Raw genomic sequence first — 24,041 nt, 5'->3', positions numbered from 1 at the left:
GCGGACGACAGCCGGCTCACGGACCACTCAGTAGCCCACGGTCACTGGTACGGTTTCCTGGCCCGCCGCGGCCGGGAGCAAGCCCAGCGCGGAAATATCATTGCGACCGTCCGCGCCGTACATGAGCACGGCCCCGTAGGCGGCGTCGCCCGATGCCGAGACCACGTAGCCGAGCACTCCGGAGCCGCCAACTTTCTCCGGCACGGTGACCGCCGCCGTCGTCCCGCCGGCAATGTCAGCCGATGCGGGCGCATGCACTTTGCCGTCCGCAGTGATAGCTGCGTAAGTGATGGTAGCCCGCGTGTCCAGGACCCCGAACACCAGGCGCCGCGTGCCGCCGGCCGGAACGGAGACCACATGCTGGCTCCCCAGCCGCAGCCCCGACGGGGCCCATGCCATGTCCGAGGCGCCGCCCGCCTTCAGCCCGCGCGCCATCCGGGCGGTGGCCACGAAGGACACGTCGGAAGACGCGGAAACGGTGTACTGGCCGGCCGGGACACCGGCGAGCGAAACCTCGGTGACTGCTCCGGCTTTGGCCGTTACGACTCCCCCTGAGGGCAGCGCCTTCTCCCCGTCCGGCCCCAGCAGTTTGACCTCCACGACGGCGTCGGACGGGCCCGGGACGGTCAACTGCAGGACAGGACCCGCGTCTTCATATCCGGCGTTCCCCAGCAGCGAGTCCACTGCTGCCGGGTCCTGGATGTCCACGCCCGGCATGACCTGGCGCACTGCGGGCGCTGCGCCCGGCGCGATGAAGTCGAGGCCACCAGGAGTGAGTCCGCGCAGGGTGCTCTGCTGGATGAGGGCTGCCACAGGGCCGCCAGTGCTGCGCACGTGCACGGCAAGCTGGGCTTCGGCGGGCGCCAAGCCTGCCAGGACTACGGACCGTGTCGTGTTGGGGGCCACCAGCAGGCCGCGGCTGCCGGGGGCCTGGATACGGCCTGCTTTACCGAAGAGTTCCAGGTTGACCGTTGCCGGGGTTGAGGAGGCGTTCGTCAGGACCAGCACGGAGGTGCGGCCGATGGTGGTGCTGGCCCCTGCGAGCCATTGGTCGTTCGACGGCCTGAGGCAGTTCGCCGCAGCGGTGCCCTGGAGGTCGCCGTCCGTGGCGGAAAACTTCATGGCTCCGGCCGCCGACGCCTGTTGGTTGGCCAGCGGATCAGCGCTCAGCACTGTGGGACCGGTGACCGGGCGGGCGGCCACCACGCCGGCCAGGAGTTTCTGCGCGCCTTCTTCCGGGGCCTTCTCACCAGACTTGGCCAGTTCTACGGCGGTCTTCCCGTCGAGCCCCGCCAGGCGGCTGGGCGGCACCGCCCCCGCAGAGCTCAGCACGGCGCCGGTCACGGACGTGGCGGCAGTGGCCGATTCGGGACTGAACTGTGGGTCCGTACCTGCTTCGGTGCCTTCAAGCAGGCGCGCGGGGCCGGCGCAGACCCCCTGGGTTGCCCCGGCCGGGACGGCCGCTGCAGCGGGGGGCACGGTTCGGCTGGATGCCGTCGGAGGCAGGACCGAGCCAGCGGCCACCACAGCCCCGGCACCGGCGAGGACCAGCAGGGCCGAGGCCACGCTTCCGACGACGGCCTTCCGCCCCCGCTTTTCGCCCCTTGCCTTTTCTTTAGGCTTGGCCGGCGTTTCGACGGGTTCCGGGCTGTTCTGCGCTGCCACGTGGGCGTCGGTCTGCTCATGCATTCTGGTGTTCCTTACGCAGGGAGCCCTCATCCCGGGACAGCCCGGTCCTGACGCGCCGGGCAGGCATGGGGATGGCGAGCAGCACGGTCAGGCCGATCACGACGCCCTGGCCTATGGCGGACCACACGGCCCACGGGTTCTGGTAGCTGATGGTGAGCTGACCGCCGGACGGCGGCAGGGTAAAGGCCTGGGACCAGCCCGAGGTGGTGGCGGTCAGCCTTCGACCGTCCAGCCAGGCGCTCCAGCCGGGGTCGGCACGCTCGGCCAGCACCACCAGGCGCCCTTCCGGACCCTTCGCTACCGGTGCGTCCACCCCCTGTGTACCTGACGGCACCAGGGCCACCGCAGCGCCTTCGGCGTCCACGATCCGGACCCGGTGGGTGATGTCCGCCGGTTGCAGGGCCGGCTGGTTCAGCGGCGTGACCCGCCACAACCAGCCCACGTCCGTCTGGCCTACGGCGGCGAGGCCGGGAACCGCATCCAGGCGGCTCGCCGTCAACTGTGCGGCGGTATCCGCCGACCGCAGCACCACGAAACCGGCGCCAAGCTGTTCCAGGTCCTTGCGCGGATCCACGCCCTGGCCCGCCACAAGGGTGGCCACCACCCTTCGAAGGGCAGCAGTGGCGGCGTCGTCCTCGCGCACCGTTTCCGAACCCGGGGCACCGATGATGTTCCGTGCCGCCGCGACGGTGGAAAGGCTGTCCAGGCGGGTTCCGGCTCCGTTGGCCAGGCTGGCTTCAAACCCGCCGTCCTGCCGGGACCTGATCAGCAGGGTGCGTGTCTGTTCCCTGCCGGCGCCCCTGTCGATAGCCGTGGCCGGAAGCGTCCTGGTACCGGAAGCCTCCACCAGGGGCGCGGCTCCCAGCGGACCTGGACCCGAGTCCGCCGGCGTGGCCTCGGGCTGCTGGACGGCAGTCTCTGGAGCCGCGGGGTCCGGCACTGCGGCGGCGCTCTGCGGACGGAGGAGACTTTGGGCGGACCACGCCGCCATGCCGGCCACCGGACCTGCCACGAGGGCAATCGTCGCCAGTGCCACTGCGGATTTGGCCGCGAGCCGGCGCCGGCCTGGGTGGTCGAACCTGTGTGCCCTGGCCAGCAGGTGCTCCGCTCCGATCAGGGCAGCACCGAGCAGCGCCGCCGCGGTGGCAGAAACAGCCGGGCCGGTAAAAGGCACCACCAGCGCGTCGGCGTTAAGCCCGGTGGCGACGTGGCCGGCCAGCCATCCGCCAGCCAGGAAGACGGCCCCGGCCACCCAGAGTGCCCGGGCCAGGAGCGATCGCCGGCTGGGAACGAAGAGTCCCGCCACGGCAAAGACCAGCATGGGCAGGCCCACCAGAAGTGCCAGGATGAGCGCCCACGGCGTCCCGCCGTCCGGGAACAGCGGGAGCCCGCGCAGCCCGGCCGCGGGATTGAACTCCAGCGGCTGTCCCAGCATCTGCTGCCAGAGTGGTGCCGCTGCGAAGTCCAGGGGCAGTCCGGGATCGGCCAGGAGCGCGCGCGGCCGGTCCAGCACGGACAGTCCGAATGGAATGAACAAAGCTGCAGCGGGCAGCAGCGCCCACCACAGGGTCCGACCGCGGCGGCGGAGTGCGGCGCCGCACAAGGCGATCACCGCCACCGAGGGCAGGAGGAGCGATGGCGCCGACGCCGTAACGACGGCGAGGACCAGGCCGGCAGCGGCCGCGGCCGTCCAGGACGGAGTGCCGTTGACCCCGGGCTTAACTGGAGGCGGCTCGGCCGCGGACAGCGCAAACCGGCCGTGCCCGGCGACTGATCCCGTCGCCCGGAGGAGCGCCAGGACAAGCAGCGGAAGCAGCACGTGGGCAATCAGGGCCCCGACACGTCCTTGGTTCAGTGCCACCTGCAGCGCCGGGGCAGCCGCCCAAAACAGCGCGGCCACCAAGCGGAGCCGGCGGCGCCGGGTGAGCGCTCCGGCGGCGAACCAGGCTGTCAGAGCGGACAGTGGCGCGCCCAGGAGCAACAGCCACACGAGCGCCGCGTTGGCGTCACCGCCGCCCAGCACCCCCAGCAGCCACAGCACGTAACCGAACGGATCCCCGTGGCCCGGCAGCCCGGACCCGAGGCTGACCCACCAGCTTGAGGCGTGGTGCCAGATCTCCCCAAGGCCCGCGGACGCGGGAATCAGGGCGCCGCCGGAGGCCGCCTCGGCGCGGAAAAGGCCGCCCAAGGCCAGCGCCGACGCCACTGCAGCGATGCCGGCGGCTGCGATGGCGCCGTTTCCCACCCAGCCCCGCCGGGTGGTGGCCAGAGCCGCGAAGTCATCAGAGGAGTCACCGCTGGGCTGCAGCGCCAGGGGATCCTGTTCGAGGTCGTCGCCCGCCGTGTCCGAGCCGAAGGCTTCCACCAGCGAGCGCCTGTGGCTCCATACCTCGCGGCGGGGCGTCTGCAGTTTGCGGATCACCGAGCGCCGGATCCGCCGCGTCCTGCGTGCGGCAGCGCGGGCCCTGACGATGGCGCGGGGACGGCCCAGCGCAGCCCAGGTGGCGAGCATCTGGCCAAACCCGTGTCCGGGCTCCTTGACCAGCACGCCAAAGACCAGGCGGACCAGGCTGCCGATGAATGCGCCCGCGGCATGCACGGGAACCATCCACAGCGGCGCATGCTTGAGCCGCAGGTGGATTTGGGCCTTCCTTGCAGCCGCGGGATTGCCCAGGCCGTGGGGGCGATGGGCCACGTGGTACATCCGGGCGCTGGGCACCACCACCACCCGGTGCCCGGCGAGGCGGTTGCGCCAGCAGAAATCGACGTCGTCGCCGCTGCCCGGCAGCGCAGGGTCGAAGCCTCCGAGCTGTTCCCAGACGTCGCGGCGCACCAGCATGCCCGCCGAGTTCACGGCAAAGGTGTCGCTCCGGCCGTCGTACTGGCCCTGGTCCATTTCCTCGGCATCGATGAGGGTCAGGCGTTCCGCCCAGCGGCTGGTGGAGAGTCCGACGTCGACCAGGCGGCGCGCCACATGCCAGTCAAGCTGCTTGCAGCCGGCTACCGTAACCGACGGTGCACGTTCGACGGCGCCCAGCAGCTCTGCAAGGGCGTCAGGGTGCGGCGCGGCGTCGTCGTGGAGCAGCCAGATCCATTCGGCGCGCGCCTCAGGCGTGCCGGACCAGGGGGCGAGGGCAGAGAGCCCGGCGGAAACGGCCGCGCCCATGCCGCCCTTGGCGCGGGAAGTGCTGATGACGTTCGGCCGCCCGAGCGACTGTTCCAGGAGGAGCAGCGAATCATCCGAGGACGCGGCGTCCACGCCGATGGCACGGTCCACCGAACGCGTCTGGTCCGCCAGGGCTGCCAGTGTTCTGGGGAGATAGTCACTGCCGTTGTGTGCGACCACAACGGCGGTAACGTGTACTTCCTGGTGAATTAGAGTGCTCGCTTTCTCAGCCGCCGGCGTTCACGCTCGGACAGGCCTCCCCAAATGCCGAACCGCTCGTCGTTGGCCAGGGCGTATTCCAGGCACTGCGAGCGGACGTTGCATGCGCCGCAAACCTTCTTGGCGTCGCGGGTGGACCCTCCCTTTTCGGGGAAGAACGCCTCCGGGTCCGTCTGGGCGCACAGTGCGTCGGTCTGCCAGCCAAGTTCGCCTTCATCGTCGAAATCCTGTTGGAGCGGCAGCCCGATCCACACGGGCTGGCCCGCGCCTGAGGCAAGCTCCATGGGCGGATCCAGATGGTCCTCCGGTTCATCGCCTCCGTCCAGGAAGGCCTCGTGGGCGGCCAGGAACGCTGTGGCCTGGTCTTCCAGGGCCCCTCCCGCGCTCCTGTTGAACCGCTCGGCAGCGTGGGGGTCGGCGGGATCGATATACCAATCCCCCGGCACCCCCCGCGCCCGGTATTTTGCCGTGGCCTGACCGGCTACTGCGGCATCTTCCTGGATAAGCTCTGCCTGCCCCATGTGGCGACCCTCCTGTGTTGCGGCGCTTGCCCTTCTGCGTGGACACTCGGTTGTGTGCCGGCAATTAGGCAGTTGCCTTAGATCTCTAATTACACGTGTGTAACTAGGGCGAGTCAAGCCGTCCCGGGATAATAATCAATGCCTCCCCATTTACGGATGCACGCCACGCCCGGACTTTGTCGGCGCGTCGACCGGCTGGCCCGGGCCGTCAGCGGATGAGACTAAGATCACACCCCGCGGGATGCGCAAATTCCCCGCTCCCGTGCCGTGACCCCGCCCGGGACGGGTGGCAGGATGGGACCATGACTATTCCCGCGAGAGACCTCATGGCCCGGCTCCGTTCGGGCAACTCCACCGCACCACGGCTGACCTGGTACGGGCCGGACTCCGAGCGGGTGGAGCTCTCCGGGCGGGTGCTGGACAACTGGGTGGCCAAGACCGCCAACCTCCTGCAGGACGAACTGGATGCAGAACCCGGGATGCGCCTCCGGCTGGACCTGCCCGCGCATTGGAAGGCCCTGGTGTGGGCCTTGGCCGGCTGGCAGGTTGGGCTGGAAACCGTGCTCGGTGGCGGAGAAGCCGAGTTCCTGGCCACCAGCCGCCCCGAGGCAGCAGACGGGACGCACGAGGCCGTTATCGCCGTCGCGCTTCCCGCGCTTGCCATGCGCTGGCCGGGTGAGCTTGCGGCCGGGTGCCTTGATTACGCCGCGGAAGTGCGCTCCCACGGGGACGTGTTCATGGCGCATTCGGACCCGGACCCCGATTCGCGGGCGCTGATGGGCGCGGACGGCACCGAGTACCGGCACCGGGACCTGCTGGCCGGTTTCGCTGCCGGGCACGAAGACGGCGCGAGGCTCCATGTAGCGGCCGCGGACGGCCTGGAACCGGCGCTGGCCAATGCCCTTGGCGCCTGGGAGCGCGAGGGTTCAGTGGTGCTCACCCATGCAGACGTGGCATTGACGGACAAGCTGCTGACTGCCGAACGCATCCACGGTAGCTAAGGCCATATCCCGCAAGTCAGCGGGTCTCCTCCACACCGGTCTGGGATTCGGCGGCCGCTGCGTGCTCGCGGTGCGGGTGCAGTTCAATGAGTTCGTGGTCGTGGGAGAACTCGGGCTCGGCGTCCAGTTCGTTGTTAAACACCAGGAAGCGGTAGGCGAAGAACCGCACCACGGTGGCCACCAGGATGCCTGCCACTCCGGCGAAGAACAGCATGTTCTTGTCCGTAATTCCCATGCCGTACTTGGCCAGCGCGGTAAAGCCGGTGGAAATGCCGATTCCGATGCCGTTAATCAGCACGAACATCAGGAACTCGCGCGCCACGTTGGCCTGGCGGCGGTGCCGGAAGGTCCACAGCCTGTTGGCGATCCAGGAAAAGATGGTGGCCACGGACGCGCCGACAAAGCGCGCCTTGGCTTCACTGTCCGACATCGGCCCGTGCATCAGGTAGTAGGTCAGGCCGTTATCAATGACGAACGCCACACCGCCGACGGCACCGAACTTGGCCACCTCGCGCCAAAAAAGCGAGGCAAGGCCCCGGACCCGATCTGCAAGTGAGCTAAACATGACCCTCCATGGCCGTACGAACTAAAGGGCCACTAGGCCGAAGGCCCATTTTAGCCCCCAAACCCGGGGACAGCCCCGACAAAGCGGCGCTGCAGGAGCGCCCTGCGGAAATTCCGCGGCATTGCTGTTCCCGGAAGGCGGGAAACCGGCACTCTTGGGTAGGCTGGCCCATGTGACTTTTCCAGTGATAGGTGTGGTTGGCGGCGGACAGCTCGCCCGAATGATGGCCCCGGCAGCTACGGCTCTTGGCTTCGAGCTGCGTGTCCTTGCCGAAGGCGACGATGTTTCCGCGGTCTCCGCAGTGTCCTCCTCGCCCGTGGGCGACTACAAGGACCTGCAGACCCTCCTTGAGTTTTCGCAGGGCTTGGACGTCATGACGTTCGACCACGAACATGTTCCCACCGCGCACCTGCGGGCGCTGCAGGAAGCCGGCGTCAACATCCAGCCCGGCCCCGACGCCCTGGTGCACGCCCAGGACAAGCTGGTCATGCGGGCAGCGATCGACCGGCTGGAACTGCCGAACCCCGAGTGGGCCTCGGTGGCCGACGTCGCCGCCCTGGTCGCCTTCGGCGAGGCCATCGGCTGGCCCGTGGTACTGAAGACGCCCCGCGGCGGCTACGACGGCAAGGGTGTCCGCATTGTCTCTTCCGCAGAGGACGCAGCGGACACCGTGGACTGGTTTGAGGCCATGAGTCCGCTGCTGGCCGAGGCCAAGGTGGAGTTCACCCGGGAACTGTCTGCGTTGGTGGCCCGTACCCCGGACGGCGAGGCCCGGGCCTGGCCCGTGGTCCACACCATCCAGGTGGACGGCGTGTGCGACGAGGTCATCGCCCCCGCCCTGGACATTCCGGTGGAAGTTGCCGCGGCCGCAGAGGACGCCGCCCTGCGCATTGCCGCGGAGCTGGGCGTGACCGGTGTGCTGGCCGTGGAGCTGTTCGAAACCCCTGGCTCCGGCGCCGGCTTCCTCGTCAACGAGCTCGCCATGCGGCCGCACAACACCGGCCACTGGACCCAGGACGGCTCGGTCACCAGCCAGTTCGAACAACACCTGCGCGCAGTCCTGAACCTTCCGCTGGGCGCCACGGACATCCTGGCCCCCGTCGTCGTCATGAAGAACTTCCTGGGCGGCGGCAACCAGGACCTGTTTGCCGCCTACCCCGCTGCCTTGGCCGCGGAGCCCGCGGCCAAGGTGCACTGCTACGGCAAGTCCGTCCGTCCGGGCCGGAAGATCGGCCACGTCAACCTGGCCGGGCCGTCGACGGCGGACGTCGACGCGGTCCGCCACCGCGCCGCCATGGTGGCGGGCATCATCCGGGACGGCCGGGTCCCGGCAGAAGAACCGGCAGCAACTTTCGAGGAGAACGCATGAACCCCCAGGCCGCCGGAAACTCCGCAGCCGCTCCGCTGGTAGGACTCGTCATGGGGTCCGACTCCGACTGGCCTGTCATGGAAGCCGCAGCCGAAGCGCTGGCTGAGTTCGGCGTTCCCTTCGAAGCAGATGTGGTCTCTGCCCACCGGATGCCCACCGAGATGATCCGTTACGGCCAGACCGCCCACGAGCGCGGCCTGCGCGTCATCATCGCGGGGGCCGGCGGCGCCGCCCACCTGCCTGGCATGCTGGCCAGTGTCACCCCGTTGCCCGTGATCGGCGTTCCTGTTCCCCTCAAGACCCTGGACGGCATGGACTCCCTGCTGTCCATCGTGCAGATGCCTGCGGGGGTGCCGGTGGCCACGGTCTCCATCGGGGGCGCGCGCAATGCGGGCCTGCTCGCCGTCCGGATGCTGGCTTCGGGCACTGATGAACTCGCGGGCTCCCTGCGCGCTGACCTGCAGGAGTTCGCCGCCGACCTCAACGCCGTGGCCGGCCGCAAGGGTGCAAGCCTCCGCCAGAAAGTCAGCGAGGTCTTCGCCGAAGGCAACGGCCTCCGGGGCAGCCATTAGGACCCCGCCCATGTCCAGCAGCAAGGTCCCGCACTCCGCGTCCGATACCGGCATGACGGATCCGGTCCGCTACCCGGTCAGCGCCTCGGCGCCCGTCCGCACCAAGCGGGCCTTCCTCCTGGTCCTCATGACGCTCCTGGTACCCGGCAGCGCACAGCTGGTGGCCGGTGACCGCCGGCTGGGGCGGGCCGCGCTGCGCGTAACGCTCGCCGCCTGGGCCGTGCTCATCCTGGCCTTGTTGCTCCTCCTGGTCAACCGTTCGCTGTTCATCAACATCCTGAGCAACCCGGTGGCATCACTGGCGATCATCGTGGTCCTCGCGGCCTTGGCCGCCGGCTGGACAGTGCTGTTCATCAACACGCTGCGGATCATCCGCCCTGTGCTGCTCAGGCCGCCGATGCGTCCCGCCGTCGTGGTTTCCCTGGTTTTGGCCATGGTCCTGGGCAGCGGATCGCTCGGCTACGCGGCCTACCTGCTCAACGTCAGCCGGAACGCCATCGGCAGCATCTTCTCGTCCGGACCGGCCATCGATCCGGTGGATGGCCGCTACAACTTCCTGATGATGGGCGGCGACGCCGGCGAGGACCGCACCGGCCGCCGGCCGGACAGCCTCTCGGTGCTCAGCGTTGATGCCGAGACCGGCCAGACCGCCATCATCTCCGTCCCCCGCAACCTGCAGAACGCCCAGTTCGCCGAGGGATCGCCCATGCGCGAAATCTACCCTGAGGGGTACAACTGCGGCGACGAATGCCTGATCAACGCGATCAACACCGAGGTCACCAACGAACACACGGACCTCTACCCCGGTGTAGCCGACCCCGGCGCGCAGGCCACGCTGGAGGCGGTCTCCGGAACTCTGGGCCTGACCGTGCAGGCCTTCGTGCTGGTGGACATGGAAGGGTTCTCCTCCCTCATCGACGCCATGGGCGGAATCCGCATCAAAGCCGGTGGCTGGGTACCCATGAGCGGCTACTTTGACGACTACACCCAGACCCACGGCAAACCGCTCGGCTGGATCCCCGCGGGCGAGCAGACCCTCAACGGCGAGCAGGCACTCTGGTACGGACGGTCCCGCGAATACGTGGACGACTACGCGCGGATCCAGCGGCAGCAGTGTGTCCAGCAGGCCATGCTGCGCCAGCTGGACCCGACCACGCTGCTGGCCAAATTCGAGGACATCGCCAACGCCGGAACCAAGGTGGTGGAGTCCAACATCTCCTCGTCGCAGCTGGGCAGCTTCGTGAACCTTGCCATCAAGGCGAAGGGACAGGACGTGAAGCGGCTTACCATCGGCCCGCCGGACTTTGACGCGTCCTTCTCCACCACACCGGACTTCGGCGAGATCCACCGCCGCGTGGATGAGTTGCTGGCCTCGGCCTCGGCCGGGGCGGAGCCCGCCGCGGCGCCGCGGGACGGAATCGTGGCGCCTGCGACCCCCGGCGGCCGGCTGCAGGCGGCCGCGTTCCGCGCGCCCGGCCTTGGACCGGCTGCCGGAAGCCCCGCCCACGTGGCCACCGCGCAGCAGTCTCCCCCGCCGTCGGACTTCACGCCGGTGACCACCACGCCGGACGGCGAACCCATTACCGAGGCGATGCTGGACCAGCTCAAGAGCGAAGGCAACGAAGAAGCCATCCGCCAGCTCGTTGCCACCAACGGCCAGTGCGCGCCGCTCTAGCCGGCCCACCCACCTAGCGAACGGAACAGAACTTGTACCAGCTCGAGAACGTCCTCCGGGACTACGCATGGGGATCGACGACGGCGATTGCCGCCTTGCTGGGGCGGCCAGAGTCAGGGCGTCCGGAGGCTGAGCTCTGGATCGGCGCGCATTCCGGCTCGCCCTCCGTGGCGCACGTTCCGGAGGACGGTACCGACACCCCGTTGGACGCCCTGATCAGCAGGGACCCCGAGCACTTCCTGGGGGCTGACTCCGTGGCGCGCTTCGGTCCCCGCCTGCCGTTCCTGGCCAAGGTGCTGGCAGCCGCGGAACCGCTGTCCCTGCAGGTCCACCCCAGCCTGGAGCAGGCCCGCGCCGGTTTCGCCCGGGAGAACGACGCCGGCCTGCCCGCCGACGCCGCCAACCGCAACTACCGCGACGACAACCACAAGCCGGAAATGATCTTCGCTCTCACCCCGTTCGAGGCGCTGTGCGGGTTCCGGCCCGCGGCAGCCACGCGGCGCATCCTTGAGCACCTGGTCCAGTCCTTCGGCGCCGCCCGGATTCCGGTTCCCGTCGTGCTGTCCGGGCTGCTTGAAGACCTGTCCGGCGGCGGTGACGGCGAGGGTGGCGACAGCGAGGCGCTGCAGCGTGCCTTCCGGCGGCTGATCACGGGCGGGGAAGACGTTGCGGAAGCTACCTCACACGTGGTGTCCCTGCTGAAGTCCGGCGCACCGCTGGCTTCCTACCAGGCCGAACTGTCCACCGTGGTGAACCTGGACAGCAAGTACCCGGGCGATCCCGGCGTCCTGATCTCCCTGCTGCTCAACCGCATCTCACTGCAGCCGGGCGAGGCCGTCTACCTGCCCGCCGGCAACGTGCACGCATACCTGCACGGGCTGGGCGTGGAGGTCATGGCGTCCTCGGACAACGTGCTGCGCGGCGGTTTGACGCCCAAGTTCGTTGACGTGCCCGAACTGCTCCGGACCATCGATTTCAAGCCAGTCGCCGTACCCATGCTCGACGCCGAACGCACCGTCCTGGACCAGGAGCTCTTCCGGCCGCCGTTCGAGGAGTTCCAGCTCCAGCGGATCGAGCTCAGCCCGGAGGACGGACCCGTGCCGCTCGCCCAGTCCGGAGCTGCCGTCGTGATCGTGGTGTCCGGTGCTGTCTACCTGGATTCCCCCAAGGGCGACCTGGAACTCGGGCGGGGCGGCAGCGCCTTCCTGCCTGCGGCCGAGGCGCCAGTCAACGTCCACCTCGCGGCCGGCAGCACGGAACCCGCGCTGGCCTTCGCCGTGACCACCGGCCTGTAGGTACCGGGGTGAGTTACCGGCCGGGACGGATCCGGGCGGTGGCGGCTTTGAGCAGCCGGCGTGCCCCCTGCAGTCCCTTGCGCGCCAGTGGCATCGCCGTGGAGTACGCCGGGTAGAACGGGGACAGCGGCTTGTCCCAGGTGCCCATCAGCATGTTCTCATGCTTGGCGAACTGCTTCTTGAAGTCGCTGATGCCGTCGTTGAGCAGCCCGTTGAAGTCGTAGCGTTTGCAGCCGTCTTCCCGCATGGCCTGCAGCGCAGCCCACTTGACGCCGTAGTTGACGCGCTGCTTCTGGCCCTCGGCCGAGACGCCGCCGTACAGTTCAAACGCTGTTGCCGCGCTCCTGGCGAGCCAGACAAAGGCAAGGAGGCGGCCGCCGTCGAACGCTCCGATGATCGGTGACCCATCCCCCATGTTCCGGAAGATGTCGCGGTAGTACTGATCCTCGTGGATGCCGAAACCGGCCCGGTCCGCGGTCTCGTGGTAGACGGCGAGGACCTGCTCAAGCTCGGCATCGCCCTGGACCTTCCGGAACTCCACGTCGCTGCGCATGGCCTTGCGGATGTTGGCCCGGGTGGATTTGGACATGTCCGCCATCAGTTCATCGTCCGTGCGGGTCAGGTCCAGGATGAGGGTGCGGGGAATCAGTACCGTGTTAGCCGTCCCGCGGAACCCTGCCGAGGAAACGGCCGCAGCAAAATCGGAGTCCCGGTCCCAGTCAGGCTCGATGCTCAGGGCCACCGCACGGTGCCGGACAGCGGCGTGCTCTGCCAGCCGGTCCAGGACTGTCCCGGTGTGCTCGGGCGCACACAGGGGCCCACGCGGGATGTAGGCCAGGGCGCGGAACGGAACGGGCAGCCGGCGGATGAGCAGCTGGGCGGCGCCGATGGTAGTGCCCCCGTCTTCGACCAGCACACGGTCCACGGACCAGCCGTGCATGGCCTTCGTTTCGCCCCAGCCCCATAGCTGCTGCGGGTGCCCCTCGAACTTGTCGACGTAGCCATCCCAGAGGGCGCGTTCAGTACAGGGGACAACAGCAGGATTCATGAATTAAACCCTATACCAGGCATTAACGCGCCAGTCCCCGGACAACGCCGTTGCGCGTCCGGGGACTGGCTGCCGTGCCGCGTGGAACGAGCAACCGGGATCAGGCCTTGCGGGCGTAGCCTTCCCACTTGTCCGCGCGGTGCTCGCCGTCCACGAACCGGATGGTGCCGGACTTGGAGCGCATCACGATGGACTGGGTCAGGACCTTGTCCTTGGGGTAGCGGACACCCTTGAGCAGGTCTCCGTCGGTGATTCCCGTGGCGGCGAAGTAGCAATTGTCGCTGGAGACCAGGTCGTTGGTGGACAGTACGCGGTCCAGGTCGTGGCCGGCGTCGATGGCCTTCTGCTTCTCGTCGTCGCTGGTGGGCCACAGGCGGCCCTGGATGACGCCGCCCAGCGACTTGATGGCGCAGGCGGCGACAATGCCCTCCGGAGTGCCGCCGATGCCCATCAGGGCATCCACGCCGGTGCCGGAACGGACCGCGGCAATGGCGCCGGCCACGTCACCGTCCATGATGAACTTGGTGCGCGCGCCTGCCTCGCGGATCTCCTCCACCAGCGGGCGGTGCCGGTCGCGGTCCAGGATCATGACGTTGAGCTGGTTGACCTTGACCCCCTTGGCCTTGGCAATCAGGTGCAGGTTCTGCTTCACGGGCAAGCGGAGGTCCACCATGTCCGCGGCTTCAGGACCGGTGACCAGTTTCTCCATGTAGAACACCGCCGAGGGATCGAACATGGAACCGCGCTCTGCCACCGCCAGGACGGCAAGCGCGTTATTGATGCCCAGCGCGGTCAGGCGGGTGCCATCGATGGGGTCCACGGCCACGTCCACCTCGGGGCCCGTGCCGTCGCCCACGCGCTCACCGTTGAACAGCATGGGAGCCTCGTCTTTTTCGCCTTCGCCGATAACCACGACGCCGTTGAAGTGGACGGTCTGCAGGAAAGAGCGCATGGCGTCCACTGCTGCGCCGTCGGCGGTGTTCTTGTCGCCGAAGCCCACCCAGTGGCCGCCTGCAATGGCCGCGGCCTCGGTGACGCGGACGAGCTCGAGGGCAAGGTTGCGGTCCGGCTCGTCATTGCCCACCGCAAGGGATGGTGAGATCGTGGAGTACTTCTGGGTCATGGACGCTGGTGACACGTGAACCTCTTCTTCGAGTGGCGATCATTGAACCCGCCCGCCGGTGCAGCAGCGCGGTGATTCCTCTGGTATCGATCATAGTCGGGGCGCCCGCCGCCGTTCCCCGGATGACGCTGCGGCGCAATATGCGGGGCTGCGTCCCTCCCCCGCGTTCCGCGTTGGCCAGGCGGCCCGTGCCGGCCACCCCGAATATGAGTTGGGCGGAGGCATGGGCGACTATAGAAGGGTGAACGATATGCAGGAAAAGGCTCCCACCGGTCCCGACGCCGCCCGACCGGCCGCCCCCGTCAAGCCCGTCATCGCCGCCGCGGCGGCCAAGCGCGCCAACGCCTCCGTGATCGGCATGGGCATTGCCCTCCTGCTGAGCATCGCAGCCTTCCTGCCCATCGTGCTCATGAACCCCGCACCCAAGTCCGACGGCTACCGCCCGGACGTCGATGTGGCCGCCACCGCCCGGAATGCCGCCGACGTGGCGGGGTTCGCACCCGTCGCGCCGGAGGCCGGCGACGGGTACCGGCCCAACTACGCCCGCTGGGAAGCCGGGACCGCCAGCGGGGTACCCACCTGGGAGGTGGGCTTCCTCACCCCGAAGGAGTCCTTCATCGGCCTCGTGCAGACTGCCAAAGCCAACCCCACCTGGCTCCTGCAGCAGACCCGCAACGCCCCCGTTACCGGAACCCGGGCAGCGGGAGGCCAGGACTGGGAACTCCGGGACACCGGAAAAGGCGCGAAGTCCATGGTCCTCGACTACCGCGGAACCACCGTCATCCTCTCCGGCGAGGCCAAACTTGACGAATTCGCGGTGCTGGCCGACGCCGTCGTGGAATCCATGGACAGCAACCCGCCCGTCATAAGTTCCCCCGGGGCCAGCCCCACGCCCTAAAATAAGCAGGGTGACTACCTACCTGACTCCGGCACTCGCCTGGCGCCGCCTGCGCGAAGGCAACGAACGCTTTGTCAACGGCGAATCCTCGCATCCGAACCAGAACGCCTCCCGCCGCTCATCGCTGGTGGAAACCCAGAACCCGTTTGCGGTGATCTTCGGCTGCTCGGACTCCCGGCTTGCCGCTGAAATCATCTTCGACGTCGGCCTGGGCGACGTCTTCGTCGTTCGCACCGCCGGCCAGGTGATCGACGACGCCGTCCTCGGCTCCCTGGAGTACAGCGTCGGCGTCCTGAACGTCCCACTGATCGTGGTCCTGGGGCACGACAGCTGCGGTGCCGTGACGGCCACAAAGACTGCCGTGGAAACCGGCGAGATGCCGGTCGGCTTCATCCGGGACCTGGTGGAGCGGATCACGCCCTCCGTGCTGACCTCCCTGCGCAACGACGAAACCGACGTCAACGACATGGTGGTGGAACACGTCAAGCAGACCTCCCAGCGCATGGCGGACAGCTCTCGTGTGATTTCCGACGCAATCGGGGAGGGGCGCACCGCGGTGATCGGCCTTTCCTACAGCCTGGCCGACGGCCGGGCGCACCTCGTTTCCGGAATCGGCGAGCTCTAGGCAGTCCTGCGGGCGGTCCGTCGGGCCGCCCGCAGCACCTGCTTCACGGTTTTCGATGCGGCCCGGGTGCGTCCTAAGCTAGCCCCATGACTTCCACTGAAGAGTTCCGCATTGAACATGACACGATGGGCGAAGTCCGCGTCCCCGTGAACGCACTGTACCGCGCGCAGACGCAGCGGGCAGTGGAGAACTTCCCGATTTCCGGCAAGACCCTGGAACGTGCCCACATTGAGGCGCTGGCCCGGGTCAAGAAGGCTGCCGCCCTGGCCAACGCTGAACTGGGCGTGCTCGATGGCGAGCTGGCCAAGGCAATTGCAGAAGCAGCCGACGAAGTTGCCGGGGGCAAGTACGACGGCGATTTCCCCATCGATGTTTTCCAGACCGGTTCGGGCACGTCCTCGAACATGAACACCAACGAGGTCCTCGCCGAGCTGGCCACCCGCTCGCTCAAGGCCGCCGGCAGCGACAAGGTGGTCCACCCCAACGACCACGTCAACGCCTCACAGTCCTCCAACGACGTGTTCCCCACGTCCGTGCACGTTGCCGCTACCTCGGCACTGATCAACGACCTCATTCCCGCCCTGGGCTACCTGGCCGAGTCGCTGGAACGCAAGGCCGTTGAGTTCAAGGACGTCGTCAAGTCCGGCCGTACCCACCTTATGGACGCCACCCCGGTGACCCTCGGCCAGGAATTCGGAGGCTACGCGGCACAGGTCCGCTACGGCATCGAGCGCATCAACGCCTCCCTCCCCAGGGTCGCCGAGGTTCCGCTGGGCGGCACCGCCGTGGGCACGGGCATCAACACCCCGGCCGGCTTCCCCGAGCGCGTCATCGAACTGCTCGCCACGGACACCGGCCTGCCGCTGACCGAGGCCCGCGACCACTTTGAGGCCCAGGCCAACCGCGATGGCCTGATCGAGGCTTCCAGCCAGCTGCGCAACATCGCGATCTCCTTCATGAAGATCAACAACGACCTCCGCTGGATGGGCTCCGGCCCCAACACCGGCCTCGGCGAGATCGCCATCCCTGACCTGCAGCCCGGTTCCTCGATCATGCCCGGCAAGGTCAACCCGGTGATCTGCGAGGCCTCCATCATGGTCTGCGCCCAGGTCATCGGCAACGACACAGCCATCGCCTGGTCCGGCACCAACGGCGCGTTCGAGCTCAACGTCGGCATCCCCGTCATGGCCGCCAACCTGCTGGAATCCGTCCGCCTGCTAGCCAACACCAGCCGCGTCATGGCGGACAAGATGATCGACGGCATCACGGCGAACGTGGAGCGCGCGCGCTTCCTCGCCGAGGCATCTCCGTCCATCGTCACGCCGCTGAACAAGTTCATCGGCTACGAGAACGCCGCCAAGATCGCCAAGACCGCAGTGGCGGAGGGCCTCACGGTCCGCCAGGCCACCGAGAAGCTCGGCTTCGTCGGCGACGGCGAGGGCCAGGTCTCCGAGACCGACCTCGACAAGGCACTGGACGTCACCACCATGACCTCCCCGGCCCACAAGGCCTAGCCCCTTTTCTCCCCGGAGGACACACAAAGTACGACGGCGGCCGCCCACCTTCCCCGGCGAAGGCGGGCGGCCGCCGTCGTTCGCTGGAGTTGCGGAGGCTAGGCGGGGAGGAGCATAGCCGCCGCGGCGCCGGCAAGCATGAACGGCCCGAAGGGGATGTCGGACTTGAGGCTGCCGCGCCGGCTGGCCAGGAGTGCCAGCGACCAGAGCCCGCCCAGGAGAAAGGCCAGGAACGTACCGGCAAAAAGGTGCGACCAGCCAAGATAGCCCAGGTACATGCCCAGCACGCCTGCCAGCTTGACGTCGCCAAAACCCATTCCGGGCGGGTAAACCAGCCGGAGCACGAAGTAGAACAGCCACAACACTGCAGCGCCGGCCACCACACGGACGGCCGGTGCTCCGAGGAACCCGTCTGCGGGTCCTGCCAGCAGCGCTGCGGCCAGCAGCAGGACCCCGGCCACCGCGTAGGACGGGAACACGATCCTGTTGGGCAACAGGTGGTGCCGGATGTCGATGACCGTGAGCCGCACCGCCATCACCGCGAAATAGGCGCAGGCGGCAAGCACCAGCCAAAAGGCCACAGGAGTGTGCCGCCACAGGTCGCCGAGTTCTCCGATCACCCCTCGGATGCTACTGGAACCGGTGCGCCTCCCGCAGCACTGGCACCGCAACTGTGGATATGTTGCCTGCGCCCGGACGTGACAACTCCGGTGGGGGAACATCGGCTAGGCTTCGCGGATGAGCGACCTATCCACCATTTGGCCCCTCTTCGGCCTTCAGCTCGCCACTCCCCGGCTGGAGCTGCGCCCGATCCATGACCAGGACATTCCCGCGGCTGTGGCGGCAGCTGCCAGCGGCGTCCACGACCCTGCACGGAATCCGTTCAGCAACCCCTGGACTGCGCTGCCGCCAGACCAGCTGGGGCCCAACATGGCCCGCTGGTACTGGCGCTGCCGCGCCGAAGCGGCCCCGGGAAACTGGACGCTGCTGTTGGGCGCCTGGCACGAGGGCAGCTTCGTTGGCTGCCAGGACCTGGCGGCGAAGGACTTCGGCACCCTCCGTACTGTTACCACTGGCTCCTGGCTCAGGCAGTCCGTGCAGGGCCGCGGCCTGGGCAAGGAGATGCGCGCCGCCGTCGTGCTTTATGCCTTCGACTGGCTGGGCGCGGAGGTGGCCGAGTCGGACGCGGCCGAGTGGAACAGCTCTTCCCTAGGTGTCTCGCGCGCGCTGGGGTACGAACCCAACGGCGTCTCCCGAAGGGAGTGGGGCGGCGTCGTGGAAACCCTCCAGCATGTCCGGGTGACCCCGGAATCGTTCCGCCGGCCGAACTGGCCGCTGCAGGTCCAGGGGCACGATGCAGCGGCCAGTTTCCTGAAGTCGTCCTAGCCCTCCAGGAGCTCGGTCACCAGGGCAGCGATGGGCGAGCGCTCGGACCGTGTGAGGGTCACGTGGCCGAAGAGCGGGTGGCCCTTCAGGGTTTCGACGACGGCAGCGATTCCGTCGTGGCGGCCGACACGGAGGTTGTCGCGCTGGGCGACGTCGTGGGTGAGGACGATCTTGGAGTTCTGCCCCATGCGGCTCATGACTGTGAGGAGGACGTTCTTTTCCAGGGACTGCGCCTCATCAACGATGACGAACGCGTCGTGCAGCGAGCGGCCGCGGATATGGGTCAGCGGCATGACCTCCAGCATTCCCCGGTCCATGACCTCTTCCACAACCTCCTGGCTGACCAGGGCGCCCAGTGTGTCGAACACCGCCTGCGCCCAGGGATTCATCTTTTCGGATTCGGAGCCGGGCAGGTAGCCAAGCTCCTGGCCGCCCACGGCGTAGAGCGGCCGGAACACGATGACCTTGCGGTGCTCGCGACGCTCCAGGACTGCCTCCAAGCCGGCGCAGAGGGCCAGTGCGGACTTGCCAGTTCCGGCGCGCCCGCCGATGGACACGATGCCCACGGCGGGGTCCATCAGCATGTCGATGGCCAGCCGCTGTTCTGCGGAGCGCCCGTGGAGGCCGAACACGTCGCGGTCGCCCTTGACCAGTCGGACCTGCTTGTCCGCGCCTACCCGGCCCAGGGCCGAGCCCCGGTTTGAGAGGAGCACCAGGCCGGTGTTGACCGGCATTTCGGCTGCCGCAGGAATGAAGACGGGTTCGTGGCCGTACAGGGTGGAGATTTCCTCTTCCGTTGCTTCGATTTCGGCCACCCCGGTCCAGCCGGAATCCTTGACCAGTTCATTGCGGTACTCGTCCGCGGCCAGGCCCATGGCGGAAGCTTTCACGCGCATGGGCAGGTCCTTGGAGACCACGGTGACATTCCTGCCCTCGTTGGCGAGGTTCTTGGCGACGGCGAGGATGCGGCTGTCGTTGTCCCCGCTGCGGAACCCCAGCGGAAGCACCTCTGCGGAAATGTGGTTCAGCTCCACCATGAGGGAACCGCCGTCGCCGATGGGAATGGGCTGGTTGAGGCCGCCGTGCTTGACGCGCAGGTCATCCAGGAGACGGAGGGCCTTGCGGGCGAAGAAGCCGAGTTCGGGGTCATGCCGTTTGGCTTCGAGCTCGGTGATGACCACCACCGGGACGATGACCTCGTGTTCTGCGAAGCGCAGCAGGGCGTGGGGGTCGGACAGGAGGACAGAGGTGTCGATCACGAACGTATGGATGACGGCGTCCCCTCCGGAAACAACAAAACCGGCCGCAGCGTCTGGTGCCGCGCCGGATTCAGAAGTGGCTCGCATGGCGCGAGAGGTAGCTTTTCCTGCCTGGTCGGAAAGGACCGTGGACAGTGCTTCAGAAGTAGCCACATCGACTCCAGCCCCGGGCTTCAGCCCGGATTTGTTATGGGTGAGGCGGTTCGGCCACGAGGCCGGATCCGGCCTCCCATACAACCGGTGCGATGATTCGCTCCATGTACTGGCCTCCCCGATCAGCCGGCGGTTTTGCCTGCTGATGGATACAACGTAAATCCAGGCTCCGGAATTTCCGCGTACATCCGACGGCGATTCTTCTGTCCTTCATGTGAACTCAGGATGAACCCGGGACGCCACGCCCGGGGACGGTCAAGACCCGAAGCGGCGTTGCCGGCCGGCGTAGTCCCGCAGGGCGCGCAGGAAATCGACTTTACGGAATGCCGGCCAGAGGGCCTCGCAGAAGTAGAACTCGCTGTAGGCGCTTTGCCACATCAGGAAGCCGGAGAGCCGCTGCTCACCGGAGGTCCGGATGACCAGGTCCGGGTCCGGCTGGCCGCGCGTATAAAGGAAGCGTGAAATGTCCTCGACGGACAGGCTGTCCGCCAGTTCCGAGATATCCGCACCCCGCGCCACGGCGTCGTGAAGCAGTTCGCGGACGGCATCCACGATCTCCCGGCGCCCGCCGTAGCCCACGGCTACGTTGACGTGGATCTTTTCCTTCACCGGGGTCCGGGCGGTCAACTTGTTCAGGCGCTCGGCCAGGTAGCCGGGAAGAAGTTCCGGAGCACCCATGGCGTGGACGGAAAGATCCGCGTCCTCATCCAGGCGGTCCAGGGTGTTGGCGATGATGCCCATCAGCAGGTCCAGCTCTTCGCTGGAGCGGTTCATGTTGTCCGTGGACAGCATGTAGAGCGTGACTACCTTGACACCCAGCTCCTGGCACCAGCCAAGGAACTCGTGGATCTTGTCCGCTCCGGCCTGGTGGCCCTGGCTGGTGGGTGCGTTGAACTGCTTGGCCCAGCGGCGGTTGCCGTCCACCATGACCCCGATGTGCCGCGGAATGCGGTCACGCGGCAAGTCCTTCAGGAGCCGCCGCTCGTAGAAGCCGTAGAGGAACCCGGGCAACTCCACGCGTCCACTCACCTGACTTCCTTGCTGACGGCACTTTGCACATCCTAGGCTACCGTCCGCGGCAGCCGCCGCCATCCACCTGTCGAGGCCCGCGGCCCGAGACTGTTGTTACCGCTGGGTAACTTACTCGAACGTAGGTTATTCTGGGACCATGACCAGCGATCCCTCGGACGCCCCGCGGAGGGGCCCTGCCCGCGGCGCGGACCGCCCTCGCCGGCCGGAGCCCAACACCATGGATGACGCCGCCGTCCGCATCGCCGAGCTGCTCATGATCAAACCCAAGTGGCGCGGCTGGATCCACACCGTCACCGCTCCCCTGGCGCTGGCTGCCGGTATCGTCCTTATCGCCCTGGCGCCCACGGCGGACCGCAAGGTGACCTCGGCCATCTACGCCGCGACCGGCGTGCTGCTCTTTGGCGTCAGTGCCGTCTACCACCGCGGCAACTGGTCACCCGGGGTGAAAATGGTCCTCAAGCGCCTGGACCACACCAACATCATGCTGGTGATCGCCGGAACCTACACCCCGCTCGCCTGGACCCTGCTGGAACGGTCACAGGCTGTCCTGCTCCTCTGGGTCATCTGGGCCGGCGCGATCCTGGGCGTACTGTTCCGCGTGCTGTGGACGGACGCGCCGCGCTGGCTTTACGTGCCGATCTATATCGCGCTGGGCTGCGGAGCGCTGCTCTACCTGCCGCAGTTCTTCCAGGCCAGCGTCGCGGCCGCGGTGCTGATCTGCGTTGGCGGCGCGCTCTACATCACCGGCGCGGTGTTCTACGCCCTCAAGAAGCCGAACTTCAGCTACCACCACTTCGGGTTCCACGAGTTGTTCCATGCCTTCACGGTCTTCGCGTTCACGGCGCACTATATTGCGATCGCCCTGGCCGTGCTCCGCTGACGACGGCGGCAGCCGGCACCGTCGTTGGCTACTCCGCCGGACGGGAGGGGCCGGCACCGCCCCGGCCGTCAACCCCGGGCGCTCCGGGAGCGGCGGCGCCGTCCGTGGCGTCCAGGCCGTCCTGGGCGTCAGCGGCTGCGATATCGGCGGCCGCGGCGGCTTCCATGCGCTCCTGCTCGACCTGCGCCCGGTAACGGACCCTGCGGATGCGGCGGACCATATCCACGATCAGCAAAGTGGTGGCCACCACGAAGAACGCCGTCATGATGAATCCCCACAGGCCCGGGGTGATCTGGTCCTCGGAAATCCCCTCCCGCAACGTCGGCGTCGGCATCGGCGTCGGGGTGGTGGCCAGGCTAAGGAGCAGAGAATGCACGGTGAAAACCTTCTGTGGAGCGAAAGAGCGGCAGGGAATGGACTGCACCGCCTCGCGGCCGTCTTCTACACCAGATAGAAAGTCCCTGCAGTGTCTATCTTAGCCCGGCGAAAAGGTCCTTCTCCGGGAGTTCGGACTCGACCTTGGACTTGATCAGCGAGTAGTCCTCCCAGGGCCAAGCCCGGCGCTGCATCTCCGGCGAGACGGCGAAGAAGAAGCCCAGCGGGTCAACCTGCGTCCGGTGGGCACGCAAGGCGTCGTCCCGCAGTTCGAAGAAATCGCCGCAATCGATCTGCGTGGTGGTGGGGTGGCGGGCCGGCGGCGGCGTATGTCCTTCGGCGTCGGATTCGAGCCAGGCGGCCAGCCGCTCCGCATAGGGCGACTGCAGCCCGGCTTCTTCCAGCGCATAGTGCAGGGCCCGGAATCGTTCGGGGCTGAAGGCACGGTCATAGTAAAGCTTGCTGGGTTCCCACGGCTCCCCTGCCTCCGGGTAGCGCGCCGGGTCCGCTGCCGCGTCAAATGCTTCCACCGCCACGCGGTGCGCCATGATGTGGTCAGGGTGCGGGTAGCCGCCGTTCTCGTCATAACTGAGAATGACGTGGGGCTTGAAGGAGCGGACCAGGCGCACCAGCGGGGCTGCGGCCTGGTGCAGCGGCAGCGTGGCAAAGGAACCCGCGGGCAGCGGCGGCAGCGGGTCGCCTTCCGGCAGGCCCGAGTCCACGAACCCGAGCCACTGTTGCCGGATCCCCAGGATTTTCGCGGCGGCTTCCATTTCCAGGCGCCTTGCACCGGCCATGTCCCGTTTGGGGTGGGGTTCTCCCTCCACCGCGGGGTTCTGGATGTCTCCGCGGGAGCCGTCGGTGCAGGTGGCCACCATGACGTCCATCCCGGCGGCGGCGTACATCGCCATCGTGGCGGCGCCCTTGCTGGACTCGTCGTCCGGGTGGGCGTGGACTGCGAGCAGCCGGAGCGGGGCCGGGGCGGTGCTGGACGCTGTCATGGGAGGACGGCTCCTTAAGTCTCTGCCGCGGCGGGTGGCTGCTGGCTCGTCGGGTGGTGCGGCGGGGCGGTCCGTGCGGGCGCCATCCGCCGGAATGGGCACTAAACTGGACTGGTGACTTCCCCGGACCAGCAGGACTCTTCCGCGCCCGCAGACACTAGCCTAGCCAATCGCTACGGCACCCAAAAGCGCAGCCTTCCGCCGCGCACCAAGCGCATCGTTACCGGCGCGGCACTGGCAGCCGGCATCGGTTTCATGGCCTGGGTCTCCACGTCCTCGGCGGTCAACGGGGTCACGTTCAAGGACATCGGCTACAGCACGGTGGACGCCACTCTTGCAGAGGTGGATTTCCAGGTCACCCGGGATCCCGGCACCCGGGTCAAGTGTGCCGTCAAGGCCCTCGATTCCAAGTACGCCGTGGTGGGGTGGAAGGTGGTGGAGGTTCCGGCCACCGCAGCGGAGGGAGCGCCCGACGGCGGCCGGACAGTCGCCCAGCGCGTCACCATCCGCACGGAGTCGCTTTCCGTATCCGGAGTAGTGGACAGCTGCTGGGAGGCGGACGACAAGGGACACAGCATGTGACGTGCACCGCTTGCTTATTGGGTTTCATCCAAGGGATTGACTACAATGAATCAATACCTTTACCCCGCTGAGCTGGTTGCTGTTCCACAAGTG

General features: G+C 67.8%; 22 protein-coding genes. 11 read left to right on the top strand and 11 right to left on the bottom strand.

Annotated elements, in window-relative coordinates:
- Positions 1 to 27: 27 nt before the first annotated feature.
- Genes ACFWIX_RS06645 through ACFWIX_RS06635 form a run of 3 tightly spaced genes read right to left on the bottom strand, consistent with a single transcriptional unit; the run spans position 28 to position 5,595 of the window.
- Positions 28 to 1,689 carry a DUF5719 family protein gene (locus ACFWIX_RS06645; protein WP_377215321.1) on the bottom strand — a complete coding sequence of 554 codons (1,662 nt, stop codon included), beginning with the start codon at positions 1,687 to 1,689 and terminating at the stop codon, positions 28 to 30.
- A complete protein-coding gene (locus ACFWIX_RS06640) occupies positions 1,682 to 5,035 on the bottom strand; it encodes a glycosyltransferase (RefSeq protein WP_377215320.1) in 3,354 nt (1,117 codons plus the stop codon). Before ACFWIX_RS06640 ends, ACFWIX_RS06645 begins: the two co-directional genes overlap by 8 nt.
- A gap of 29 nt (positions 5,036 to 5,064) precedes the next feature.
- The gene (locus ACFWIX_RS06635; RefSeq protein ID WP_377215319.1) at positions 5,065 to 5,595 is read right to left on the bottom strand and encodes a WhiB family transcriptional regulator; all 531 of its coding nucleotides are present in this window, start codon (positions 5,593 to 5,595) and stop codon (positions 5,065 to 5,067) included.
- Positions 5,596 to 5,897: 302 nt separating this feature from the next.
- On the opposite strand from ACFWIX_RS06635, the gene ACFWIX_RS06630 reads away from it, so the two are divergent.
- Positions 5,898 to 6,596: a TIGR03089 family protein gene (locus ACFWIX_RS06630; protein WP_377215318.1), complete on the top strand. Its 699-nt coding sequence runs from the start codon at positions 5,898 to 5,900 to the stop codon at positions 6,594 to 6,596.
- A gap of 16 nt (positions 6,597 to 6,612) precedes the next feature.
- Here ACFWIX_RS06630 and ACFWIX_RS06625 read toward each other — a convergent pair whose 3' ends face one another.
- The gene (locus ACFWIX_RS06625; RefSeq protein ID WP_377215317.1) at positions 6,613 to 7,161 is read right to left on the bottom strand and encodes a GtrA family protein; all 549 of its coding nucleotides are present in this window, start codon (positions 7,159 to 7,161) and stop codon (positions 6,613 to 6,615) included.
- A 172-nt stretch (positions 7,162 to 7,333) separates the two neighbouring features.
- Between ACFWIX_RS06625 and ACFWIX_RS06620 the strand changes: the two genes are divergently transcribed.
- The 4 genes from ACFWIX_RS06620 to manA are packed head-to-tail and all read left to right on the top strand — an operon-like array spanning position 7,334 to position 12,072.
- On the top strand, positions 7,334 to 8,530 hold the full coding sequence (locus tag ACFWIX_RS06620; protein WP_377215316.1) for a 5-(carboxyamino)imidazole ribonucleotide synthase: 1,197 nt from the start codon (positions 7,334 to 7,336) through the stop codon (positions 8,528 to 8,530).
- A complete protein-coding gene (gene purE / locus ACFWIX_RS06615; protein WP_377215315.1) occupies positions 8,527 to 9,102 on the top strand; it encodes a 5-(carboxyamino)imidazole ribonucleotide mutase in 576 nt (191 codons plus the stop codon). The genes ACFWIX_RS06620 and purE overlap by 4 nt, the downstream gene beginning before the upstream one ends.
- A 10-nt stretch (positions 9,103 to 9,112) precedes the next feature.
- Entirely contained in the window at positions 9,113 to 10,777 is a 1,665-nt protein-coding gene (locus ACFWIX_RS06610) for an LCP family protein (RefSeq protein ID WP_377215314.1), read from the top strand.
- A gap of 32 nt (positions 10,778 to 10,809) precedes the next feature.
- On the top strand, positions 10,810 to 12,072 hold the full coding sequence (gene manA, locus ACFWIX_RS06605; RefSeq protein ID WP_377215313.1) for a mannose-6-phosphate isomerase, class I: 1,263 nt from the start codon (positions 10,810 to 10,812) through the stop codon (positions 12,070 to 12,072).
- Between the two features lie 13 nt (positions 12,073 to 12,085).
- On the opposite strand, the gene ACFWIX_RS06600 is transcribed toward manA, so the two are convergent.
- Both ACFWIX_RS06600 and glpX read right to left on the bottom strand, forming a co-directional pair.
- Entirely contained in the window at positions 12,086 to 13,120 is a 1,035-nt protein-coding gene (locus ACFWIX_RS06600) for a lipid II:glycine glycyltransferase FemX (RefSeq protein ID WP_377215312.1), read from the bottom strand.
- 100 nt (positions 13,121 to 13,220) lie between these two features.
- Positions 13,221 to 14,243 carry a class II fructose-bisphosphatase gene (gene glpX / locus ACFWIX_RS06595; protein ID WP_377215512.1) on the bottom strand — a complete coding sequence of 341 codons (1,023 nt, stop codon included), beginning with the start codon at positions 14,241 to 14,243 and terminating at the stop codon, positions 13,221 to 13,223.
- Positions 14,244 to 14,493: 250 nt separating this feature from the next.
- On the opposite strand from glpX, the gene ACFWIX_RS06590 reads away from it, so the two are divergent.
- From ACFWIX_RS06590 to ACFWIX_RS06580, 3 genes are all read left to right on the top strand, one after another.
- Positions 14,494 to 15,141: a DUF4245 domain-containing protein gene (locus tag ACFWIX_RS06590; RefSeq protein WP_377215311.1), complete on the top strand. Its 648-nt coding sequence runs from the start codon at positions 14,494 to 14,496 to the stop codon at positions 15,139 to 15,141.
- Positions 15,142 to 15,151: 10 nt separating this feature from the next.
- Positions 15,152 to 15,766 (top strand): carbonic anhydrase, encoded by a 615-nt coding sequence (locus ACFWIX_RS06585; RefSeq protein WP_377215310.1) that lies wholly within the window; start codon positions 15,152 to 15,154, stop codon positions 15,764 to 15,766.
- Positions 15,767 to 15,852: 86 nt separating this feature from the next.
- Positions 15,853 to 17,280 (top strand): class II fumarate hydratase, encoded by a 1,428-nt coding sequence (locus tag ACFWIX_RS06580; RefSeq protein ID WP_377215309.1) that lies wholly within the window; start codon positions 15,853 to 15,855, stop codon positions 17,278 to 17,280.
- Between the two features lie 98 nt (positions 17,281 to 17,378).
- Here ACFWIX_RS06580 and ACFWIX_RS06575 read toward each other — a convergent pair whose 3' ends face one another.
- On the bottom strand, positions 17,379 to 17,900 hold the full coding sequence (locus ACFWIX_RS06575; RefSeq protein WP_377215308.1) for a prepilin peptidase: 522 nt from the start codon (positions 17,898 to 17,900) through the stop codon (positions 17,379 to 17,381).
- A 118-nt stretch (positions 17,901 to 18,018) separates the two neighbouring features.
- On the opposite strand from ACFWIX_RS06575, the gene ACFWIX_RS06570 reads away from it, so the two are divergent.
- The gene (locus ACFWIX_RS06570; RefSeq protein WP_377215307.1) at positions 18,019 to 18,666 is read left to right on the top strand and encodes a GNAT family N-acetyltransferase; all 648 of its coding nucleotides are present in this window, start codon (positions 18,019 to 18,021) and stop codon (positions 18,664 to 18,666) included.
- Here the strand turns inward: ACFWIX_RS06570 and ACFWIX_RS06565 are convergent.
- Positions 18,663 to 20,078, bottom strand: a complete 1,416-nt coding sequence (locus tag ACFWIX_RS06565; RefSeq protein ID WP_377215306.1) for a PhoH family protein — start codon at positions 20,076 to 20,078, stop codon at positions 18,663 to 18,665. The two genes, ACFWIX_RS06570 and ACFWIX_RS06565, sit on opposite strands and share 4 nt — an antisense overlap.
- Before the next feature lie 255 nt (positions 20,079 to 20,333).
- Positions 20,334 to 21,095, bottom strand: coding sequence for an isoprenyl transferase (locus ACFWIX_RS06560; protein ID WP_377215511.1), 762 nt, complete (start codon positions 21,093 to 21,095; stop codon positions 20,334 to 20,336).
- A gap of 253 nt (positions 21,096 to 21,348) precedes the next feature.
- Here ACFWIX_RS06560 and ACFWIX_RS06555 point away from each other — a divergent pair, with 253 nt between their 5' ends.
- Positions 21,349 to 21,990 (top strand): hemolysin III family protein, encoded by a 642-nt coding sequence (locus tag ACFWIX_RS06555; protein ID WP_377215510.1) that lies wholly within the window; start codon positions 21,349 to 21,351, stop codon positions 21,988 to 21,990.
- A gap of 28 nt (positions 21,991 to 22,018) precedes the next feature.
- Here the strand turns inward: ACFWIX_RS06555 and ACFWIX_RS06550 are convergent, their stop codons facing one another.
- Together ACFWIX_RS06550 and mca are read right to left on the bottom strand one after the other, a co-directional pair.
- On the bottom strand, positions 22,019 to 22,366 hold the full coding sequence (locus ACFWIX_RS06550) for a hypothetical protein (protein ID WP_377215305.1): 348 nt from the start codon (positions 22,364 to 22,366) through the stop codon (positions 22,019 to 22,021).
- A gap of 94 nt (positions 22,367 to 22,460) precedes the next feature.
- A complete protein-coding gene (gene mca, locus ACFWIX_RS06545) occupies positions 22,461 to 23,366 on the bottom strand; it encodes a mycothiol conjugate amidase Mca (protein WP_377215304.1) in 906 nt (301 codons plus the stop codon).
- A gap of 114 nt (positions 23,367 to 23,480) precedes the next feature.
- Here mca and ACFWIX_RS06540 point away from each other — a divergent pair, with 114 nt between their 5' ends.
- Entirely contained in the window at positions 23,481 to 23,948 is a 468-nt protein-coding gene (locus ACFWIX_RS06540) for a DUF4307 domain-containing protein (RefSeq protein WP_377215303.1), read from the top strand.
- The last annotated feature ends 93 nt before the right edge of the window (positions 23,949 to 24,041 follow it).

The sequence above is a fragment of the Pseudarthrobacter sp. NPDC058362 genome (assembly GCF_042723515.1).
Lineage (GTDB): Bacteria > Actinomycetota > Actinomycetes > Actinomycetales > Micrococcaceae > Arthrobacter.
The sequence above is the reverse complement of the archived record's forward strand: the minus strand, read 5'-3'. Positions and strand labels throughout refer to the sequence as shown.

What these genes read in the sequence shown, in the direction of transcription:
- ACFWIX_RS06645 (WP_377215321.1), bottom strand. Translation starts at nt 1,689, where the DNA reads ATGCATGAGCAGACCGACGCCCACGTGGCAGCGCAGAACAGCCCGGAA.
- ACFWIX_RS06635 (WP_377215319.1), bottom strand. Translation starts at nt 5,595, where the DNA reads ATGGGGCAGGCAGAGCTTATCCAGGAAGATGCCGCAGTAGCCGGTCAG.
- ACFWIX_RS06630 (WP_377215318.1), top strand. Translation starts at nt 5,898, where the DNA reads ATGACTATTCCCGCGAGAGACCTCATGGCCCGGCTCCGTTCGGGCAAC.
- ACFWIX_RS06625 (WP_377215317.1), bottom strand. Translation starts at nt 7,161, where the DNA reads ATGTTTAGCTCACTTGCAGATCGGGTCCGGGGCCTTGCCTCGCTTTTT.
- purE (WP_377215315.1), top strand. Translation starts at nt 8,527, where the DNA reads ATGAACCCCCAGGCCGCCGGAAACTCCGCAGCCGCTCCGCTGGTAGGA.
- ACFWIX_RS06610 (WP_377215314.1), top strand. Translation starts at nt 9,113, where the DNA reads ATGTCCAGCAGCAAGGTCCCGCACTCCGCGTCCGATACCGGCATGACG.
- ACFWIX_RS06600 (WP_377215312.1), bottom strand. Translation starts at nt 13,120, where the DNA reads ATGAATCCTGCTGTTGTCCCCTGTACTGAACGCGCCCTCTGGGATGGC.
- glpX (WP_377215512.1), bottom strand. Translation starts at nt 14,243, where the DNA reads ATGACCCAGAAGTACTCCACGATCTCACCATCCCTTGCGGTGGGCAAT.
- ACFWIX_RS06590 (WP_377215311.1), top strand. Translation starts at nt 14,494, where the DNA reads ATGCAGGAAAAGGCTCCCACCGGTCCCGACGCCGCCCGACCGGCCGCC.
- ACFWIX_RS06580 (WP_377215309.1), top strand. Translation starts at nt 15,853, where the DNA reads ATGACTTCCACTGAAGAGTTCCGCATTGAACATGACACGATGGGCGAA.
- ACFWIX_RS06570 (WP_377215307.1), top strand. Translation starts at nt 18,019, where the DNA reads ATGAGCGACCTATCCACCATTTGGCCCCTCTTCGGCCTTCAGCTCGCC.
- mca (WP_377215304.1), bottom strand. Translation starts at nt 23,366, where the DNA reads ATGACAGCGTCCAGCACCGCCCCGGCCCCGCTCCGGCTGCTCGCAGTC.